This is a genomic window from Microbacterium rhizosphaerae (genome assembly GCF_034120055.1).
In the GTDB taxonomy this organism is placed as follows: Bacteria; Actinomycetota; Actinomycetes; order Actinomycetales; family Microbacteriaceae; genus Microbacterium; species Microbacterium rhizosphaerae.
Genome location: NZ_CP139368.1, coordinates 841,682 through 860,625 on the forward strand (window position 1 = coordinate 841,682; position 18,944 = coordinate 860,625).

The 18,944-nt window shown below is 70.1% G+C and carries 17 protein-coding genes; 9 read left to right on the forward strand and 8 right to left on the reverse strand.

Annotation, left to right across the window (positions count from 1 at the left end; translation table 11 throughout):
* Positions 1-100: 100 nt before the first annotated feature.
* From SM116_RS03685 to SM116_RS03695, 3 genes are read right to left on the reverse strand one after another with little or no spacing between them, the layout of a single operon-like run.
* A complete protein-coding gene (locus SM116_RS03685) occupies positions 101-1,399 on the reverse strand; it encodes a four-carbon acid sugar kinase family protein (protein WP_320943113.1) in 1,299 nt (432 codons plus the stop codon).
* A complete protein-coding gene (locus tag SM116_RS03690) occupies positions 1,392-2,675 on the reverse strand; it encodes a RuBisCO large subunit C-terminal-like domain-containing protein (RefSeq protein ID WP_320943114.1) in 1,284 nt (427 codons plus the stop codon). The genes SM116_RS03685 and SM116_RS03690 overlap by 8 nt, the downstream gene beginning before the upstream one ends.
* Positions 2,654-4,642 (reverse strand): glycoside hydrolase family 127 protein, encoded by a 1,989-nt coding sequence (locus SM116_RS03695; RefSeq protein WP_320943115.1) that lies wholly within the window; start codon positions 4,640-4,642, stop codon positions 2,654-2,656. Before SM116_RS03695 ends, SM116_RS03690 begins: the two co-directional genes overlap by 22 nt.
* 237 nt (positions 4,643-4,879) lie before the next feature.
* Between SM116_RS03695 and SM116_RS03700 the strand changes: the two genes are divergently transcribed.
* The 5 genes from SM116_RS03700 to SM116_RS03720 all read left to right on the forward strand — a co-directional run bounded on the left by SM116_RS03700 (position 4,880) and on the right by SM116_RS03720 (position 9,434).
* Positions 4,880-6,220 carry an ABC transporter substrate-binding protein gene (locus SM116_RS03700; RefSeq protein ID WP_320943116.1) on the forward strand — a complete coding sequence of 447 codons (1,341 nt, stop codon included), beginning with the start codon at positions 4,880-4,882 and terminating at the stop codon, positions 6,218-6,220.
* Positions 6,221-6,292: 72 nt separating this feature from the next.
* A complete protein-coding gene (locus SM116_RS03705; RefSeq protein ID WP_320943117.1) occupies positions 6,293-7,174 on the forward strand; it encodes a carbohydrate ABC transporter permease in 882 nt (293 codons plus the stop codon).
* A gap of 1 nt (position 7,175) precedes the next feature.
* Entirely contained in the window at positions 7,176-8,111 is a 936-nt protein-coding gene (locus SM116_RS03710) for a carbohydrate ABC transporter permease (RefSeq protein ID WP_320943118.1), read from the forward strand.
* A 7-nt stretch (positions 8,112-8,118) separates the two neighbouring features.
* The gene (locus tag SM116_RS03715) at positions 8,119-8,772 is read left to right on the forward strand and encodes an aspartate/glutamate racemase family protein (RefSeq protein WP_320943119.1); all 654 of its coding nucleotides are present in this window, start codon (positions 8,119-8,121) and stop codon (positions 8,770-8,772) included.
* Between the two features lie 89 nt (positions 8,773-8,861).
* The gene (locus tag SM116_RS03720; protein ID WP_320943120.1) at positions 8,862-9,434 is read left to right on the forward strand and encodes a VanZ family protein; all 573 of its coding nucleotides are present in this window, start codon (positions 8,862-8,864) and stop codon (positions 9,432-9,434) included.
* Positions 9,435-9,485: 51 nt separating this feature from the next.
* Here SM116_RS03720 and SM116_RS03725 read toward each other — a convergent pair whose 3' ends face one another.
* Positions 9,486-10,934: a helix-turn-helix transcriptional regulator gene (locus SM116_RS03725; RefSeq protein WP_320943121.1), complete on the reverse strand. Its 1,449-nt coding sequence runs from the start codon at positions 10,932-10,934 to the stop codon at positions 9,486-9,488.
* A 106-nt stretch (positions 10,935-11,040) separates the two neighbouring features.
* Between SM116_RS03725 and SM116_RS03730 the strand changes: the two genes are divergently transcribed.
* Together SM116_RS03730 and SM116_RS03735 are read left to right on the forward strand one after the other, a co-directional pair.
* Positions 11,041-11,694, forward strand: a complete 654-nt coding sequence (locus SM116_RS03730; RefSeq protein ID WP_320943122.1) for a hypothetical protein — start codon at positions 11,041-11,043, stop codon at positions 11,692-11,694.
* Positions 11,695-11,804: 110 nt separating this feature from the next.
* Positions 11,805-12,455: a cation diffusion facilitator family transporter gene (locus SM116_RS03735; protein WP_320943123.1), complete on the forward strand. Its 651-nt coding sequence runs from the start codon at positions 11,805-11,807 to the stop codon at positions 12,453-12,455.
* Between the two features lie 59 nt (positions 12,456-12,514).
* On the opposite strand, the gene SM116_RS03740 is transcribed toward SM116_RS03735, so the two are convergent.
* Complete coding sequence (locus tag SM116_RS03740; protein WP_425563295.1) at positions 12,515-13,111, reverse strand: putative immunity protein; 597 nt, start codon at positions 13,109-13,111, stop codon at positions 12,515-12,517.
* Positions 13,112-13,173: 62 nt separating this feature from the next.
* On the opposite strand from SM116_RS03740, the gene SM116_RS03745 reads away from it, so the two are divergent.
* Positions 13,174-13,698, forward strand: a complete 525-nt coding sequence (locus SM116_RS03745; RefSeq protein ID WP_320943124.1) for a cupin domain-containing protein — start codon at positions 13,174-13,176, stop codon at positions 13,696-13,698.
* Between the two features lie 49 nt (positions 13,699-13,747).
* Positions 13,748-14,437 (forward strand): hypothetical protein, encoded by a 690-nt coding sequence (locus tag SM116_RS03750; protein WP_320943125.1) that lies wholly within the window; start codon positions 13,748-13,750, stop codon positions 14,435-14,437.
* A 54-nt stretch (positions 14,438-14,491) separates the two neighbouring features.
* Here the strand turns inward: SM116_RS03750 and SM116_RS03755 are convergent, their stop codons facing one another.
* From SM116_RS03755 to SM116_RS03765, 3 genes are all read right to left on the reverse strand, one after another.
* Positions 14,492-15,472 (reverse strand): sugar-binding transcriptional regulator, encoded by a 981-nt coding sequence (locus SM116_RS03755; RefSeq protein WP_320943126.1) that lies wholly within the window; start codon positions 15,470-15,472, stop codon positions 14,492-14,494.
* A 134-nt stretch (positions 15,473-15,606) separates the two neighbouring features.
* On the reverse strand, positions 15,607-17,391 hold the full coding sequence (locus SM116_RS03760; RefSeq protein WP_320943127.1) for a DUF5605 domain-containing protein: 1,785 nt from the start codon (positions 17,389-17,391) through the stop codon (positions 15,607-15,609).
* Positions 17,392-17,421: 30 nt separating this feature from the next.
* Positions 17,422-18,939 carry a glycoside hydrolase family 43 protein gene (locus SM116_RS03765; protein WP_320943128.1) on the reverse strand — a complete coding sequence of 506 codons (1,518 nt, stop codon included), beginning with the start codon at positions 18,937-18,939 and terminating at the stop codon, positions 17,422-17,424.
* Between the last annotated feature and the right edge of the window lie 5 nt (positions 18,940-18,944).

The window sequence follows — 18,944 nt, forward strand, 5'->3', positions numbered from 1 at the left end:
ATGTGGATGACCGGAATGGTGTGGGTCGCTTCGTCTCGCTTCGCTCGCTCAACGACCGGGGTGCGGGATGACGACGGTCGCTTCGACGCGCTTCGCTCGCTCAACGACCGGGGCGCCCACCCTCGCGCAGGCGATCGTGTCCGAGCGCCGCGACGTCGGTGAAGAGGGTGTCGACGCCGACCTGACCGCCCTTGAGGAGCAGCTCGACGCCGTCCAGCGGTGAGCCCGGCGCGTGCGCGCGCAGGAGCACGACGTTGCCCCACGGGTTTGCGGCGATCGACAGGGACTCGACGCCCAGCAGCCTTGTGACGCGGCTCGAGGTGTCACCGCCGGCGACGATGACACGCTGCGCCCCCGCGACCCGCACCGCGGCGTCGACGAAGGCCGCCGACGCGGCGGCGATCTCCGCCAGCGCGCCGACCACAGGCAGGTCGGCGTCGTCCGAGGTGAGCGCGACGCTCGTTCCCGCCCGCAGCAGTTCGACGACCGCGTCGAGGGATGAGTCGTCCGCCGGCACGGGCAGCGGCCGGACGTGCCAGCCGGCGCGGGCCGCCGCATCCGCCTGCCGGCGCGTCTGCGCCGACCGGCTGCCCGACACGACCAGCACCGGGCCGGGTGTGGGCGTCGACGTCGGCAGGGCGACGGGCTCCGCGTCGAAGGCCCTCGCGAGCCCGAGGCTGAGGCCCCCCGATCCGATGGCGAACACGGGAGCGGGCAGCCGGGCGACGGCACGGCCGACGAGCGCGACGTGTTCGTCGTCGAGCGCGTCGAGGACGACGGCAGCCGACCCCTGGGAGACGAGGAGGTCACCCAGCGCCTCCGCGGAGGAGTACGCCGTGAACGGGATCGCACCGATGCCGAGCTCCGTCTGCCGGGCGAGGTGCACCGCGAGCTCCGACTCGGTCATGGGCGTCGCGGGATGGTGGGACATCGTCGGCTGGCGGTCGAGCCGGTAGATGTGCCCGGCCTCCGCCGCGAAGTGGTGGCCGAACACCGTGTACCGGCCGAAGTCGGGCTGCGCGAACAGCAGCGGCACGACGCGGGCGCCGGTGATCTGGCGGCCGAGCTCGATCACGCGGCCCAGGTTCCCGATCTCGGGGGACGAGTCCGCGGTCGAGCACGCCTTGTACTGGAGGATGCCGGGCTCCAATGCGGCGAGCGCCTCGAGCGCCGGTCGCACCTCGTCGTCCAGTGCCTCGCCGCCGAGCGAGCGGGCGATGCCCGCGATGCCGACGACATCGACCTCGGCCGCGGCATCCACCAGGACGTCGCGATCGGGCACGCCCACGAACAGCCGCACCGTCCACCCGCGCCGCGCGAACTGCAGCAGCGCGTCGACGCTGCCGGTGAAGTCGTCTCCGTAGAAGGCGACACGAGCGGCCGAGGGCTCGTCAGACACGCGCCGGCCCGAAGAGCTCGGCCGCCCTGCGGAGCGGCTCCGAGGAGGCCAGCGCATCCTCGAGGGTCTCGCCACGTGCGGCCGATGACCACGCCGTCCGCATGCTCTCGACGCCTGCGCGCGCGCCGTCCGGGTGTCCGTGGATGCCGCCGCCCGCCAGCACGAGCAGGTCGGTCGTGCCGACAGCCGCATACGTGGCGTGCGCGAGCCCGCCCCACTGTCCCGACGAGAGCACCGGCACGGTCGAGTTCAGCCCCAGCAGGGGCGTCCGCACAGCGGCGATGGATGCGAGCACCTCGGCGTCCGTCTCATAGAACTTGTTGCTGATCCCGTTCGTGTGCAGGTGATCGGCGCCCGAGAGCCGCGCGATCTTCTGCCATGCCTGGAACGCTATCCCGATCTGGGACGAACGGCCCAGCGCGCCGAACATCGCGCGGTGCCCGTGGATCGGAACGACAGACCGTCGGCGCAGGTACTCGAGTCCAGCGAGCCCGATGAGGTTGATGCACGCCATGACGCACGTGCCGCCTGCGGCGACGACGAGGTCGTGATTCGCCTCCAGCCGGTCGATGTCGTCGGTGATGTTGAAGGCATACATCGGCTTGTGCCCAGTGCGATCGGCATGCCGCTCGATGACCGGCATGACCGCCTTCACCCGCTCGGCGAGCGGCGCCGTCGGCCCGTTGCCCTGCAGCTCGTCGTCCTTGATGAAGTCGGTGCCCGCGTCGCACAGCTCCTGTACGACGTCAGCGAGGTCGCCGGGGGAGAGGCCGATGCTCGGCTTGATGATCGTGCCGATCATGGCGCCGTCGGGCCGGTCCACGAGGCGGCGGGTGCCCTCGACGCCGAACTGCGGACCCGAATAGCGCAGCGCGAACGCCGGCGGCAGGTCGAGGTCGACGAGGCGGATGGCGGCGAGCTCCTTGATCTCGAACAGGTTTCCCGCGACAGCGGCGAGGAGGTTCGGCAATGAGGGCCCGAAGTTGTCGAGGGGAAAGCGGATGCGCAGGCGCGCGCGGCGGCGGTCGGCCGGGTCGCCGACCGACCCCGGCAGCGGGGCGAAACCGCTCGCCGGCAGCTCCTCGACCGACTCCACCTGCGCGGCGAAGCGGGCGCGGACATCGTCGGACTCGCGCTCGACCCGCACGAAGGTGCCCGTCGACTGCTCCCCGGCGAGCACCTCGGCCGCCTGCGCCAGCGGGACGGACGTCTCGATCTCGTACGTGGCGATCACGTGCTCTGCGGTCATCGCGATCACCACACCGTCGGCAGCCACACCGACATCTCGCCCGCGCCGCGGTTGCCCCACGCGAAGTAGGGCACGAGCCGGGTGCGCACGGCCTCGACCGGCGCGTCCGGGAGGTCCTCGTAGAGCCGGCCGTCGCCGCCCGCGGGCAGCAGCGCGAGCTCGGCCTCGAGGGCGATCACACGGGTGCCCGCGATCTCGGTCTCGACCGGCGTGAACGCGGTGCCGCGGCGGATCGCCACCCGCTCGATCGGCAGGCCGACAGGAAGATCCGCGCTCTCGAGGCAGTACACGACCGGCCCGCGCTGCACCGCGACCTGGCCGGTCACCTCCTCGGCGAGCCGGTGGCCGCGCAGCATCCGCACGGGCATCGGCAGCTCGAGCTCGATCACGTCGCCGACCCGCCAGTCGCGCTCGACACGCACATACCCCGAGCCGTCGAGGGGCGCGGCCTCGCCGGCGACGGTGAGCGACGCATCCTTCGCCCAGTCCGGGATGCGCACGTGCACGGGCACACCGCCCGCCATGGCCGCGGTGACCTCGAAGCGGATCGTGCCGCTCCACGGGTAGTCGCTGTGCTCGTGCAGCGCCAGGACCCGGTCACCCGAGACGGTGCGGACCTCGCCGCCGCCGTAGAGGTGCAGGTAGAGGCCGTCGTCGCCGACCGAGGCGGCGCGCTCGTGGAACCGAGCGAGCGTCCGCGCGGTGTTCGGCGGGCAGCAGAAGCAGCTGAGGTACTCCTGGCGCAGTCGGGCGTCCGAGGGCGGTGGGGCGGGGACCGGATGCAGCGCCGTGTCGCCCGGGCGTCGCAGCGGGTAGGGGAGGTCGCGCACCTGACGCAGCGGGTTCGTGTAGAAGTAGTCCGCGCCGGAGAGCCCGATGCCGGCGAGCAGGCTGTTGAAGGCCACGCGCTCGATGACGTCGGCGTATCGCGCGTCCGCCGTGAGCGCCAGCATCCGCTCGCTCCACAGGATCATGCCGATGTTCGCGCACGACTCGTTGTGAGCCGTTGTGTGAGGCAGCTGGTAGGCACGCCCGTATGCCTGGTGCACGCGGCTGATGTCGCCCTGCCACGGCGATCCGTCGGGTGAGGCGCCGTCGTAGAGGGCGCCGCATCCGCCCGTGATGGCGAGCTTGGTGTCGACGACATCGCTCCAGAGGGTCTCCAGCACCGCCCGCAGCTCCGGGTCGCCGGTCTCGGCGACCAGATCGGCGAGACCCGCATAGAGGTAGTTCGCGCGGACGGCGTGCCCGGCCGCGACGCGCTGCTCGCGGACGGGGATGCGGTCCTGGTTGTCGTCGCCGCCCTCCTCGAAGTCGTCGCGCACGCGCAGGAACGCCTCGGCGAGTTCGAGGTACCGCCGGTCGCCGGTCGCGCGGTAGAGCTCGACGACGGCCATGTAGTGCGACGGGCAGATCGCGCTGCGCGCGAGCTCCCGCGGCTTGTTCACGGCGAGGTCCTCGAGGAACCCGGCTGCCTTGCGCGCCGCGTCGAGCAGGATCTCGCTGCCGGTGACCTCGTAGTGGCGGACGCCGGCGGTGATGAGGTGGCCGAGGTTGTAGGTCTCGAACGCGAAACGGTCGGCGAGGGCGGCGGCATCCCCGTCGTGGCGCGCCGCGATCAGCGTCGGCGTGTGCACGTACCCGTCCTCCCGCTGCACCGAGGCGACCAGCCCGGCGACGTCGTCGACGATCGCGCGCAGCTCTGGCGTCGGGTCGGTCTCGAGCTGCGCGATCGCCGCCTCGAGCCACTTGTAGACGTCGCCGTCCATGAACGGCGGGCCGCTGTGCTCGCCCTCCTCGAGCCCCGCGGCGATGCGGAAGTTCCGGATGCCGGGGCTCACCTCCGGGTCGTCGAGCATGTCCCACATGCGGGGGATCGTGACCTGGTGCGTGCGCGTGGTCACGTCTGCCCAGAACCCCGATGCCCAGCGGGCATCGCGGGCGCCGAGCTGCTGGAGAGGGGCGTGCGCGCGCGGCGGGGAGTTCGTGGACATGGGGTTCCTCTCGAGTTCGATCAGTCTGATGCGCCTCGCGGTCGACGGCAACGGCGCCGCTCAGGAGCACGAATGCAAGTTCTCGCAGTACTGCATGCTCATGCAGTGTAACCGAGGTGCGGCGCAAGAGTGAATAGAATTTCAGTACCAACTATTGACACACCAGGGGTTGAAACCTTACAGTCGTGGCATACCCCGTCATCGAACACCCGCAATGACGTCGTCAAGGAGGACGCTATGATCACCCGCCGAACCCGCCACAGCATGCTTGCGGTCGGCATCGCGCTCGCCACAGCCGGCACTCTCGCCGCCTGTTCCTCGGGCGCGGGGTCGGGCTCCAGCACCGCCGGAGGCTCCGCCGCGACCGGCAAGGATCCGTCGTCGTTCACGGTGCTGACCGCCAACGAGAACCCGACGCTGGCCAAGGAGCTCGACGCGCTCGCCGCCAACCAGTGCAAGGCCGAGAACAAGGCCCTGCCGCTCTCTCACCAGACGACCGCTCAGGCGGACGTCGTGCAGAAGGTCACTCTGCTCGCCAGCCAGGGCTCGCTGCCCGCGCACTTCATCGCCGGCACCGCCATGGTCCGGCCGGACGGAGACCTCGGCAAGGGCAAGCTCGTGCTCGACTACAAGAAGGCCCTGACCGACCTCGGCGCGTGGGACGACGTTCTGCCTGCGGCGTCATCCACCGTGCAGAGCGTGTACGGCCAGATGGTCTCGCTCCCGTACCAGTACAACGTCGAGGGCATCTGGTACAACAAGGAGATCTTCTCGAAGCTCGGCCTCACGCCGCCGCAGACGTTCGACGACCTGCTCGCCGATGCGAAGAAGGTCAAGGATGCCGGCTACACGCCGTTCGCGATCGACGGCAAGGACGCGTGGCCGATCACGCGCCTCATCGGCATGTACATCTTCCGCAACGTGGGGCCCGACGCCATGAAGGACATCCAGTCCGGCAAGGCCAAGCTCACCGACGCCGCCTACGTGAAGGCCGCCACCCAGGTCCAGCAGATGGCGAAGGACGGCTACTTCGGCGAGGGCTTCATCTCGAAGGATGCGGCGACCGCCAACAACGACTTCCTCACCGGCAAGGCCGCGATGAAGTACGACGGCTCGTGGCTGCTCGCCAACATCAACGACAAGACCCAGAACAAGATCGGCGCCGACAGCATCGGCCTGATGCCGTTCCCCGCCGTCAGCGGCGGCAAGGGCAGCATCGACCAGTGGGCCGCGAACGCCGGCGCCGCGATGGCGATGAGCACCAAGTCGTACGGCCCGAAGGTGTCGGCCTGGCTGAAGTGCATCACGCAGAACTACGGCTCTCAGGCCCTGCAGGACGCGGGTGTGATCTCCGGCTTCAAAGTGAACAAGGCTGTGACCGACATCCCCGCACCGACGAAGATGGTTCAGGAGAAGGTCGCCGGCATCAAGCAGACCGTGCTCTGGTTCGAGGCGCTGATGGATGCCAAGTCCACGGCCCTCGCGCAGTCCAACGTCTCGCTGCTGACCACCGGACAGATGTCGCCGCAGGACTACATGTCCCAGCTGCAGTCGAGCGTCGACGCCAACAAGCAGTAGAGGACGTCATCCGATGATCGCGTCCGGACCGTTCCTCGGGACGGTCCGGACGCGGCGGATCCGGGAGATCCCATGAAGCGCGTATTCGGAGATCGCAAGACGATCCTCATCCTGCTCGCACCCACGCTCGTCATCTACGTGCTGCTGAAGCTCGTGCCGGTCGCCTGGTCGCTGGGGCTCTCGTTCTTCGAGGGCAACACCCTGCGCGGTTTCGAGTTCGTCGGCTTCTCGAACTTCACCAAGTTCTTCACCGACCCGGCGGCGATCCAGTCGCTGTGGGTCAGCATCATCTTCGCCGTCCTGGCCACCGTCGGACAGGTCGTGCTCGGCTACCTTCTCGCGCTGCTGTACGTCTTCGTCCTGCGCAACGGCTCGGCGTTCGTGCGTACGGCGGTCTTCTTCCCGATGGTCCTGCCGACCGTCGCCGTGGCGCTCCTGTTCCGCAATCTCGTCTCGGTCGGGTCGAACCAGGGGCCGATCAACGCGATCATCAACTTCTTCGGCGGGCAGAGCGTCGAGTTCCTCGCGTCGACGATCGGCACGATGGTCGTCGCCCTCGTCATGACGTACTGGAGCTCGATGGGCTTCTACGCCGTCCTGCTCTACACCGGGCTGCTCGACATCCCCGACGAGATCATCGAGTCCGCGCGCCTGGACGGCGCGAGCGGCGTCCGGCTCGTGCGGCACATCGTCATCCCGCTGTCGATGCCCATCCTGATCTCGTCGATCATCTTCAGCTTCAACTCGACGCTCAAGGTGTTCGACAGCCTGCTCGCCCTCAACAACGGCGGGCCGGGCACGTCCACCTCCCCGCTCACCCTCTACATGTACCGCACGGCCTTCCAGTACGCGGAGTACGGGTACGGCAGCACGATCGCGCTCATGCTGACGCTGCTGTGCCTCGTCTTCACCCTCGCCGTGTTCCGCTCGTCGACCCGGAAGGTGGATGCCTGACATGACCGCCACCCAGGCCGCCGCCCACAACGCAGTCCAGGCGCGCACCGAGTCCCGGAAGGTGGATGCAGGCGTGCCGCCGGTCCGGCAGACGTCGCGTCGCAGGACCGGCCGCATCCTGCGCCGCCTGCCCATCTGGATCGCGGTCGGCATCCTCCTGTTCGTCGTGCTCTACCCGCAGTTCTGGGTGATCATGGGCTCGTTCAAGTCGCAGACGGAGTTCCTGTCGAATCCGACCTGGTCGCTGCCGCAGAGCTGGGACGTCAGCAACTACGTCGAGGCGCTCACGCGCGGAAACGTGGCGGTGAACTACCGCAACAGCATCCTCGTGACGATTCCCGCCGTGACGATGATCGTGCTCCTCGGCGTCGCGGCCGGCTACGCGCTCGAGGTCATGATCTGGCGCGGGCGCAAGGCCACCCTGCTCCTCATCCTCGGCGGAATCATGGTGCCGGGGCAGATGATCCTCGTGCCGCTGTTCACCGCGTACTTCCAGATCGGCATCACCGACACGCTGTGGCCGATGATCATCACCTACACGGTGATGGGCATCCCGCTGACGACGTTCCTCATGGCGGCCTACTTCCGCTCGGTGCCCCGCGAGATCTTCGAGGCGGCGACGGTCGATGGATGCGGACCCCTGCGCTCGTTCTTCTCGATCGGCCTGCCGCTCATGCGCAACGCCATCCTGACCGTCGCGCTCGTGCAGTTCTTCAGTGTGTGGAACGACCTGCTGATCGCGCTCACGTTCACGACCGATCCGTCTCTGGCGACCATCCAGGTCGGCCTTCTCAGCCTCAACGACGAGTATGGTTCCACGCAGTACGGACCCCTGTTCGCCGCGATCTCCATCAACATCGTGGTGCTCGGGATCATCTTCGTATTCCTCAACAAGAAGATCATGGCGGGCCTCGCATCCGGCTCGCTGAAGGGATGATGTCGTCGTGACCGGCCTGAACCGCATCGCGTTCCTGCACACCGGAGCGGTGAACATCGCTCCGTTCGGCGAGCTCGCCGCCGAGCTGCTTCCCGGCATCACGGTGGTCAACTACCTCGACGACCGCATCGTCGCCGACCTGGGAGACCCGGACCGCACCGACTCGGTGGCGGGGCGTGTCAACGATCTCGTGCGCGCCGCCGCGGCGGGCGGGGCGGATGCCGTCATGCTCACGTGCTCGTCGATCTCGGAGCTGGCCGCGCCCGCCGCGGCGGAGGCCGGCATCCCGGTGCTGCGCGTCGATGAGGCGATGGCGGATGCTGCGGTCCGGGCCGGGAGCCGCATCCGCGTGCTCGCGACCCTGCCGACCACGTGCCGTCCGACGCTCGCCCTCGTCGAGGAGCGCGCCGCGCTCGTCGGAGCGCACCCCGAGCTGTCGAGCGAAGTCATCGAGGGTGCCTTCGCCGCGGTGTCGTCGGGCGACCGGGCGACGCACGACCGGCTCGTCGGCGAGGCGATTCTTCGCGCGGCCGCCGAGTCGGATGTCGTGGTCCTCGCGCAGGCGTCGATGGCGTCCGCGGCCTCCGCGGTCGATGTCGATGTGCCGGTGCTGACGAGCCCCCGGCTCGGGGTCGAGCGCCTCGCCGCCTTCGCTGCGTGAGTTCGGGGCACCCCTGGCGTCCTGACGCTATGGGTGGGGCGCGTGGCGACCCGCAGCATGCGGACAGGCTCAGCGTGTACGGTGCGGGGATGACTGAGCAGTCACTGCGCGAGGTGGTCGCGGATCGGTCGAGCTGGCGGCTCATGACGACCCGCGCGAAGATCGAGACGGTCGTCATCTGTGCGGTTTTCGCCCTCTACGTCGTGTTCGCGCTGAAGCTTCTGCTGTTCTCGCGTACACCTGGCGCGGAGCGATCGTTCAACCTCGTCCCCTTCGCGAGCATCGCGGACTACCTGTTCAGCGGTTCCTCCGAGCTGAGGAGGTTCGCATTCGGCAACATCGCCGGCAACGTCTTGCTCTTCATCCCGCTCGGGGCGTACGTGTCTGTCCTGACGACGTGGACGATGGCGAGGACGATGCTCATCGTCGCCTCGGCGAGCGTGGCGGTGGAGATCCTCCAGGGCGTGTTCGCCTTGGGGGCATCGGACATCGACGACGTCATCCTGAACTGCCTCGGAGGGTTCATCGGCATCCTGCTGTTCCTCCTGCTCAGGGTGATCCTGCGAAGCCGAGACCGCGTGCGCACGGTCGTCGCGGTGCTGTCGGTCGTCGCGCTCCCGATCCTGTCCTTCTTCCTGTTCGTCATCAGACTGCGCATGTGAGTCCGGCACGCCCGGTCGCTCGGGGATGCCGGAACTCCCGCCGCACCCGGTTCAGCGCTGCTCGACAACCCATGCGGCGACAGCGGCCCGGTTCGGCAGTCCGAGCTTGTGCAGGATGCTGCGCACGTGCTGTTCGACGGTGCGCTCCGACAGGAACAGCATCGTCGCGATCTCCCGGTTCGTCCGTCCCTGTGCGACGAGCCGGGCGATCTCGTCTTCCCGCGTCGACAGCGGGGGCAGGGCATGCGGCCGTGCGGCGGCGAACTCGCGGGCGGCGGTCGCGTGCCAGGGGGCCTGCATCGCCTCTGCCCGAGCGAGGGCATCGGCGGCGAAGCGCCCCACGGCATCCTGGTCTCCGAGCACGGCGGAGAGCTTCGCAAGCGGCAGTGCGACGGGGCCTCCGTAAGGGGTCGTCGCGGGGCCGGCCGCGTGCAGGTGAGCGGCCGGGAGCAGCAATCCGCGCAGTCGCGCCGCCCCGTCGCGGTCGTCGAGGGCGACCGCGATCTCGGCGAGGGTGACATGACCGACCAGCCATTCGTGCACGTCCGTCGGCATCTGATCGAGGCGGCCCATGAGCATGCGGTAGATCGTCTCGACCTCGTCCATGCGGCCGAGCGCGAGGAGCAGTTCTGCGCGCCAGCCTTGCGCGAAGTACGGAGCATCGGCGATCAGCAGCCGCACCTCCTCTTCGACGCCGGCGACGCCGGACCCCGTGCGCACCGCGACGACGCCGCGCAGGATGAGGTCGAACAGATCGGCATCGGCGACGCCCGCGTTGCGCCCCTCGGCGAGCGCCCGGCGCGCGAGCGGAGCGACGTCGGCGATCCGACCCTCGAGGAGGGCGATGTTCGCGTGGATCGCCGTGAGCCGCCAGTGCCAGACCGGCGACGCGGCGCGCTCCACGACGGCGGACAGTTCGCGGACGGCATCCAGGAAGTCCGCCCGCAGACCGAGCTGCTCCAGCGCGTCGGCTCGCCAGTGCCATCCCCATGCCTCGATGTGATCATCGTCGGCGGCACGGCCCAGCCGTACGGCCTGGTGCGCCAGGACCAGCCGATCGAACACGCCTGAGATGCCGAGCGAGCGCAGATAGGCGGTCTGCAACTCCGCGAATCGGAACGAGGCGTCTGGAGGCGCATCCCTCGACAGGTCGCCGCGGTGCTCCGCCCAGCCGGTCGACAGCCCGTCGAGGTGAGCCCGCACGCGTCGGCGCCACTGCGGGAGGGTGGGTGCCTCGTCAGCGGTCGGGGCTCCGAGCAGCCCGAGCGCCTCGAAGCAGAGCGCCTGGCGCGCACCGGTGCGGGTCCACATCAAGGTCGGCTCGGACAGGACGGTCGCGGCCTCCGCGAGCAGCTCGGGGTCGGGCATGCTGCGGGCGATGGCCGCTGCGGCCAGGCACTCCTGCCACCCGCGCTCGAGCGAGCCGTTGCGCACCTCGTCGCGCGCCCGGTCGAGGTGCAGCCGGGCGGCGCCCCCGCTCTCGTCGCGTGCCGCGGGCACCCTACCTCCCCGTTCGGTGGATCCCAGGCCGATTGCGTGGTTCCACGGATGTCTCCAGAGTGTCGCAGATTCTACTGTCGGCGGTAGGTGAGCAGGAGGAGAGGCCATGGAAACGGGACGGGTCGAACAAGCCGGCGCACGCGCAGGTGCTCTGAGCGCCCCGACCGTGCGTCTCGGTGCGTCGATCGCCGTGGGCGCCATCGCCGGCGCGGCGTGGTCCGCCGCGCTTCGGGCCTACATGGCGGAGATCGCGGGGTCTGAGAGTCACGTCGACTGGCTCCGGACCTTCGTCGGGATTCTGCTGCCCGGGATGCTCGTCGGAGCGGCCATCGGCGCGTCTGCGGGGCTCGACCCGTCCACGCGACGCGGCCGCGTCGCGTTGCGATGGTGCTCGCTGTCCGTGCTCCTCCTCGCCCTCGTGCCGATGCTGCTTCCCGGGCAGCTCTGGGCGCTGCTCATGACCGGACTCGGCGGGGGTGCGGTCGCCGTCGCGCTCGGGGGACTGGCGGGCGGCTATGCCCTCGGCGGCGGGCGGCGCTGGCTGAGGTTGGTGTGCATCGTCCCCGCCCTGGTGCTGGTCGTCGGGATTCCGGCATCCGTCCCCGCCATCGGGGGAGACGCGTTGGCGCCGACGTCACCGCGGGGCGTGTGGGTCATGCTGCTCGCGGCGACTCTCATGGTCGTCCTGATGGCTGCCGTCGCGATTCCGTTCCGTCGGCTGCGCGCGATCCCGTCGTCCACGGTGCGCACGGCACCCTGAAGTCCCCGTCTCGGGAGCCGTCGGTGTCGCGCCGACAGCTGCCCCGACGCTGCGCGTCGTAGGCTGACCATCGGCAGCCTGATCGACGCACCGTGAACGGAGGCGGACACGTGGATGCGGCCCCCGGGACGACACAGCGCACTCAGCGCCGACGCATCCTCATCGTGCTGTGCCTGAACGCGGCGCTGATCGTCGGCCTGGTGGTCGCCGGGTTCGCGGCGAACTCGGTCAGTGTGCTCGCGGCCGCGGGCGATACGGTGGCGGATTGCTTCGGCCTGATCGTGGGTCTGATCGCGATCGGGATGCGCGACCGGGATCCCGAGGATCCGCGGGCCCAGCGGCCGATCGCGGTCGCCGCGCTCGTGAACGCGACGCTCCTGCTCGTGGTCGTGGTCACGATCGTGCTCGAGGCGGTGTCCCGTCTGCTGGCGGGCTCGCCGCCGGTCGAGGGCCTGCCGATCGTGATCGTGTCCGTGATCACGATGCTGGTGATGCTCGCCGGAGCGGTCGTGCTCGGGCGGTCCGCTGCGAGCGAGGACCTGCACATGCGATCCGTGCTGCTGGACTCGCTGGCGGATGCGGCAGCGGCTGCTGCGATCGCGGTGGCCGGCGTGGTCATCCTGCTCACGGGCGGACTGTACTGGCTCGATCCCGTGCTCGCCCTGGTGGTGTCGGTCGTGGTCGCCGTCGCGGCTCTTCGGCTGCTGGTCAAGGCGATCGCCTCGTTGCGCGGTGAGGACGTCGACTTCGACGACGACTGACCGGTGCCGGCGGCGCCGGTGGCGCATGCTCGCCGGCGCCACAGCGGCGGTCGGGTCGATCAGTCCGTGCCGACATCATCGCCGGCGGTGGTGAGGCTCGCTTGGATGCGCCTGATGTGCTGTCCGAGGTCGCCGGAAGCAAGACGACCCGGCCCGAGAGGGCCGGCGGAATCCTCGCCGACCGGCGGAAGTTTCCGGAGCGCGGCTGCGATCTGCGGCGTCACCTGCTGAAGTTGCCACGTGAGTTCATCGGCGGCGTCGGCGGCGCTGTCGCGGGATGCCAAGCCGGCCGCCGTCGCCGCGTACGCGGCCGCACCGAGCGCATGCGCGCCCATGTGGGCGACACCGGCCGCTTGCGCGGCAGCCCGCGCCGCGGCGCCGCCCGCTGGCGACGTTGCCGAGTGCGCCGCACGACCGGCCACGAAGCGACGCCGGATCTCACCGGCCGTGGAAAGCTCGCCACGCGCGAAGGCCCGTGCCCGCTCGATGGCGTCCCGCGGTCGGTCGTCTGCGGGGGCCTCGGCCTCGAACAGCGGAAGTACGCGTTCGGCGCAGTCGGCTGCCCACCCCGCGACCAGCCGACGATCCTGTTCGCTCAGTGATTGCGGGGACAGCACGCCAGCACTCTGCCACAGACGCCACGCGCCGGCATCCACCTGCGGGGTCGAGGGACCTTCGGCCCTTGGCGCGGGCCGCGATGCGCACGTAGACCGATGCCATGGGATATGAGATCAGCAGGATGACGGAGGAGAAGAGCACCATGAAGGACATCGGGCCTCGCCCCAACGCGTTCGACATCGAGGATGCCACCCGCCGCAACGAGACCTACCGCACCGTTGCGTGGACCGGGCGATATCTGCAGGTCACCCTGATGACGATTCCCGTCGGCGAGTCGATCGGCCTGGAGGCCCATCCGGCGACCGACCAATTCCTCCGACTCGACTCCGGACGCGGGAGGGTGGTCATGGGCCCCGCCGAGGACGAGCTCGACTTCGAGCAGGACGTCACCGACGGGTGGTCCATCCAGGTTCCCGCCGGCACATGGCATGACGTGATCAACGTCGGAGACGAACCGCTGCGGCTCTACACCGTGTATGCACCGACGCACCATGCGCCCGGAGTGGTGCAGAAGACCCGTACGGATGCCGCGCACGACGAATCGTCCGGCGCGGACGAGCCGCCCGCGTGGACGGTGCAACCAGAAGAGAGCCACCCCGACCAGCACGCCCCGGACGCGGGTTGAGCTCTGAGCCGCGCCTGAGTCCATCGGGCCGTATGGCAGGATCTGGTCGGTGACCACCCCACCGGCTCGGCGCATCCTCGCCCTCCTCATCGCGGCCTGCTGTGTGACGGTTCTGGCGGGCTGCGCCAGCGTCGACGGTGCGCTCGGCGCCTATTTCGCGGCGGACCCGCTGACGACTCACCCGCTCAGCGGGGCCACCTCGTCACCGGCGGTGGCACCGACGTCGCCGGGGGGAATCCGGGTGGTGCGCACTCCCGGGGTCGTGGTCGACGACATGCACCTGGCAGCCGCGGCGTGTCACGCGCGGGTGCGGGATGCGGCGGCTGGGCTGGTGCTGCCGGATGCGGCGTGCACGCCCGGCGGTATCGACCCGGCCGTGACGCAGGCGAACATCCATCAGACGATCTGCGCGACCGGCTACACGAAGACGGTACGTCCCCCGGTGCGGCAGACGGATGCGCCCAAACATCGGCTACTGGTCGCGTACGGGCAGGCGTACGAGCGGAGCACCGAGGAGGATCATCTGATCAGCCTGGGGCTGGGCGGCTCCAGCAGCACCTCCAATCTGTGGGTGGAACCCAACAGGCCCGGGGCGACATCGACGCGCAACCCGAAAGACGACGTGGAAGACGTCCTTCATCAGGCCGTGTGCTCCGGCCGGGTGACGCTCGAGGCGGCGCAGCACGCGATGGCCACCGATTGGACCACCGCCGAGCGGAGCGTGGGGCTCACTCCGTGACCTGAGAAGACTGCGCGCCGGTCCGCAGCCGCACCTGGAGCGCGAAGGGGCGGATCAGGCCTGCTGTCGGTCGATCAGCGCCTCGGCGGTGTGCACGTCGGTGACGAGCGCGTTCACCCACCCGCCGGCCACGGCGCCGTGGATGGCCTCGAGCTTGCGGGGGCCGCCGGCGACCCCGACGCGGCGCGGGATCCGGCGCAGGTCGTCGGCCGGGATGGCGATGATGCGGTCGTCGAGGGCGCCCAGGACGGGGGTCCCGTCGGCGCGGAAGATGCGGTGACAGATGTCGCCGACGGCTCCGGCCTCGATGAGGGATGCCGTCTCCTCCGCCGAGAACGCGTTGCCGCTCGAGGCGAGGAGGTCGGAGGGCTCGACGCTGCCGATGCCCATGATGGCCATGGTGAGCTCGCGCCAGCGGCGCGTCACCTCGCCGAGCGCCCCTTCCAGGATGCTGTCGCGGATGTCGGGGCCGGCGACGACGCCGGGCGCCTGCACGTACACAGCCTCGGCGCCGAGCATGCGGGCGAGCTCGCCGAGCAGCCGGTTGGAGTGGCTCTGCACCTCGGCGACGCCGATGCCGCCCAGCAGCTGCACCACCTCGGTCGCGCCACGGACCGTGAACGGGCGCATGCGGTCGACCATGGCGAGGAGGGTCTGGCTCCATGACGAGATGCCGATGCGGTCGGTGCCCGCGAGCGTCGCCTCGAGGTAGGCCGCGGCGCCGGCGCCGATCGCGGCAATGGTCTCGCTGTCGTCGGCGTCGGGGTCGACGTCGACGACGACCGCCTCGGCGAGGCCGTAGCCCTGCTCGAGCTTCTCCTCGAGGTCGGCGTAGAGCCCCGGCGCGACGGTGACCGTCGTGCGGACGATGCCGACGTCGACCGCGCGCTTGAGCAGGCGCGAGACCTTGGCCTGCGAGATGTTCAGCGCGGTGGCGATGTCGGCCTGGCGGACGCCGCGTTCGTGGTACATGCGGGCGACCTTGGTGAGCAGGCGCACCTGTCCGTCGAGCGGGCGTGCGTACCCTTGCGACATCAGCCGTTCTCCCTTCTCGGGCTGGCGCTCACCTTAGCGCCTGGAACGACGCGCTCGTACGTCCCGTGGCCCCTCCTCCCATCGTACCGAATTCGAATGCGTACATGAATAGAATTGCAGTGCAGTGAGGTCGGCTACCGGGCCCGGACGACGCGCAGCGCCATGAACTGCCGACCGGGCAGATCGACGCGGGACGTGCCGCGGTGGATGCCGGGCACGCGGTCGACGGTCATGTTCCACGTGTCGATGACGTCGATCGTCCAGTCGCCCTCGGAGAGCATGACGTTGCGGAAGCGCGGGCGGTTGAACCCGAAGTAGCCGATGCGGTGGTCCTCGGTGCCGCCCCACGGGACATCCCAGTCGCCGACCAGCGGATCCCACACGCCCTCGGGCGCCTCGGCGAGCAGGCCGTCGAGGAAGCGGATGCGGTCGGCGCTGGAGCCATGCAGCAGGCCGCCCTTCGACCACCACAGCACCTCGGGGTCGTCGCCGGCGGTCGCCGTCGTGTCCGTCGCACCCCCTGCATCCACCGGCAGATACGTCTCGCCGTGGCCGACGTAGCCGCCGCGCACGGCGCCCTCCCAGAACCGGCGCGTCATCTCCTCGCCGGTGATGTTGCCCCAGCCCTGGTCGATGTCGCCCTCGTAGGCGCACTCGTCGATGACGACCGGCTTGCCCCACCGGGTGCGCCACTCGTCGGTGTTCTCGGCGGTGCGGTACACGTCCACGCGCTGCACCGAGACGTGGGTGATCCACGGCTTCGAGTAGTCGTAGAACGGACGGCAGTTGTGGATCGAGTTGAGATGGCCGAAGGCATCCTCCTCGCCCACGATCGCGGCGAGGCGCTCCCAGTCCGATTCGTCCTTCGCCCACAGCAGGTCGTACTCGTTGGCCATCGACCACCACACGTTCTCGAACGCCGCGAGGCGCCGCACGACGTAGCGGAGATACCGGTCGTCCACCGCGGGGCCGAGGTCGGCGAAGCCCCAGCGGTCATACGCGTGGAACAGGATGAGGTCCGCCTGGATGCCGAGCGCGCCGAGCCGGGCGATGCGCTGCTCGAGGAGGCGGAAGTGCGCGGGATCGAACCGCTCGAGGTCGAAGCCGCGCTCGAGCGACCCGACGAACGGGAAGTCGCTCGGCTCGTTGGCGTTGTAGAGGTACGACTTCGGGAAGACGCACATCCGGATCTTCGTGAACGGCGACTCGGCCAGCGTCGCGAGCGTCTGCTTCTGCAGGGCCTCCGGCTGGTGGGTCCACGCGTAGGCCGTCGTTCCCAGCGGGCGATGGCGCGTGCCGTCCGCGTGGCGGAAATGGAAGCCGTCCACGCGCACCGGACCGTGGCTTCCCTCCACGGGAGCAGTGACGGATGCCGAGCCGGAGATGCCGTCGAGCGAGCGCGCAGTCGAGCGGGTGACGAACGACCACGGGCCCACGGCATCCGCCAGTGCCCGGATGGCGTACGAGCCGTCGCCGTCGTAGAACCCGCCGGTGCGCACGGTGGATCCATCCGGCCGGGTCCACTCGGCATCCAGCTCGACGTCGACGAACGGGTTTCCGTGCGACGGGCCCTCCAGGCGCACCTCGAGCACGCCCCACCGTGCGGCCTCCGCGACGGGACGCAGCGTGGCCGATCCCCGCGCGACGGACTCGTCCTCGTAGGCGGGATCCGGGTCGATCGCCGGTGCGTACGGCGCGCGCTGCACGTCGTCGCCGACCTCGGCAAGCGCCGCCCACAGCTCATCACGGGCGGCCGGATGCTCGAGCGTCGGCGCGAGTGCGATCAGCGATCCCAGGCGACCGTCGCGGAACTGCGTCGCCATCGGCGATGCGGCGATGCCCGGCAGGTACCGCTCCAGGATCGCCCGCGCCGCGGGGTTGTCGAGGGCCTCGCCGAAGGTGGAACGGCGGTCGAACATGGTGTCTCCTGAGTTCTGCAGGGGTGGTGGTCAGTCGTCGTGGCCCTCGGCGACCCAGCTGTCGACGGCGATGTCGCCCTCGACCGCGTAGACGCCGATGACCCGGCCGGTGAACGACTCGGCGACCTCGGCGGAGAGGAACCGGCCGTCGACCTCGGTGAGGTCGACGCGCTCGCCGCCGACGGGTGTGAAGCCGAGGTGGAAGACGTCGCTCGTGCGGGGGAGTCCGGCGCTCGGCTGCGGCGCGCGCGATTCGAGGTGCAGGTCGACGATGGATGCGTCGAGCGGTGCCGTCCATTCCTGCACGAGGTCGGCGACGACCGCGCGAGCGGTCACCGTGCCGCCACCGGCCTCGACCTCGACGTGGAAGCGTTCGTCGTAGCGGACCGCGAGGCCGCCGACGCCGGCGCCCACGTCGATGCGGACCGTGACGGCGTTGGTCAGGTGCTCCTGGCGGCGGCCGAGGAACACCGGTCGCGGGTCGTTCAACGTCGACCCGTCGGCGTGGAGCACGAGCCTGCCCGGCTGTGCCGACAGGTCGGCGACGGCGGCCGGCGTCGCGCGGACGGCGAGCCATTCGTCGTCGAGGCCCGCCTCGGACGCGAACGTCGCCTCGGTGCGCGTGCCCGGGCGGGGATTCAGCTGGACGGGCTCGATCGACGGCCAGCCGTCGTCCTCCCAGTGCACGGGCGTCACGAACGTCTCGCGACCGAGGGCCGAGAACGCGCGGGTCATGCTGCGCGGACGCACGCCCAGCAGCACGCAGAGCCATGCGCCGTCCGGACCGACGACCAGGTCGCCGTGGCCGGTGTTCTGGATCGGGCGGATCGTCGACCGGGCAGACACGAGCGGATTGTGCGGCGCGGTCTCGAACGGTCCGTCGGGCCGGTCGCTGCGCGCGATCGAGATGCCGTGGCCGCGCTCGGTGCCGCCCTCCGCGATCATGAGGTACCAGCGGTCGTTCACGCGGTAGAGGTGCGGCGCCTCCGGGAACTGGCCGCCGGTGCCCGACCAGAGCGACCGCGGCTCCTCGAGCGCGATGTGGCGGTCGAGGTCGACCCGCGCCTGCTGGATGCCGAGGTGCCGGCCGGCATCCGCTCCGTTGAGGATGAGCCCCGAGAACGTGATGTAGGCCGTCCCGTCGTCGGCCCACGCGATGTCGGGGTCGATGCCGTCGATCGGCGAGACGCCGTCTGCCTGCAGGATCGGGTCGCCGTCGGACCACGGACCGGCGGCATCCGTCGCGGTGAAGTGCAGGGTGCCGCGACCCATCGCGTCCGTGATCACGAGGTGGAAGACGCCGTCGCGGTGTCGGATGGTCGGCGCCCACGCGCCTCCCGCCGTGGGCACCTCCTCGACCTCCAGCTGCCCCGGCCGCGTGGCGACGTGCCCGATGAGCTCCCAGTTCTCGAAGTCCGTCGAGCGGTGGATGGGGATGCCCGGCAGATACTCGAACGACGAGGTCGCCAGGTAGTACACGCCGTCGACGGCCACGACGCTCGGGTCGGGGTGGAAGCCGTTCAGCAGAGGGTTGAACAGGGTGGTCACGACGG